The sequence below is a fragment of the Aeromonas sobria genome, assembly GCF_050266975.1.
Classification (GTDB): domain Bacteria; phylum Pseudomonadota; class Gammaproteobacteria; order Enterobacterales; family Aeromonadaceae; genus Aeromonas; species Aeromonas sobria_B.
Map to the genome: position 1 here is coordinate 1 of NZ_JBKISU010000082.1, position 983 is coordinate 983.

1 rRNA gene is annotated in these 983 nt (G+C 52.4%); it reads right to left on the reverse strand.

What is annotated here, in order from left to right:
- A 23S ribosomal RNA gene (locus tag ACLHZ1_RS20505) occupies window positions 1-983 on the reverse strand; the annotation flags it as partial.

Sequence of the window (983 nt, forward strand, 5' to 3'; positions counted from 1 at the left end):
ATGAATCCGCGGCTTCGGTGCCTGGTTTGAGCCCCGTTACATCTTCCGCGCAGGCCGACTCGACTAGTGAGCTATTACGCTTTCTTTAAATGATGGCTGCTTCTAAGCCAACATCCTAGCTGTCTGAGCCTTCCCACATCGTTTCCCACTTAACCAGAACTTTGGGACCTTAGCCGGCGGTCTGGGTTGTTTCCCTCTTCACGACGGACGTTAGCACCCGCCGTGTGTCTCCCGGATAGTACTTACTGGTATTCGGAGTTTGCATGGAGTTGGTAAGTCGGGATGACCCCCTAGTCCAAACAGTGCTCTACCCCCAGTAGTATTCGTCCGAGGCGCTACCTAAATAGCTTTCGGGGAGAACCAGCTATCTCCGAGTTTGATTGGCCTTTCACCCCCAGCCACAGGTCATCCCCTAACTTTGCAACGTTAGTGGGTTCGGTCCTCCAGTTGATGTTACTCAACCTTCAACCTGCCCATGGCTAGATCACCCGGTTTCGGGTCTACACCTTGCAACTAGACGCCCAGTTAAGACTCGGTTTCCCTACGGCTCCCCTATACGGTTAACCTCGCTACAAAATGTAAGTCGCTGACCCATTATACAAAAGGTACGCAGTCACCCCGAAGGGCTCCCACTGCTTGTACGTACACGGTTTCAGGTTCTATTTCACTCCCCTCACAGGGGTTCTTTTCGCCTTTCCCTCACGGTACTGGTTCACTATCGGTCAGTCAGGAGTATTTAGCCTTGGAGGATGGTCCCCCCATATTCAGACAGGATGTCACGTGTCCCGCCCTACTCGATTTCACTTCAAGGTCGTTTTCATGTACGGGGCTATCACCCTGTATCGCTGGCCTTTCCAGGACCATTCCACTAACTTCCAAGAAACTTAAGGGCTAATCCCCGTTCGCTCGCCGCTACTGAGGGAATCTCGGTTGATTTCTTTTCCTCGGGGTACTTAGATGTTTCAGTTCTCCCGGTTCGCCTC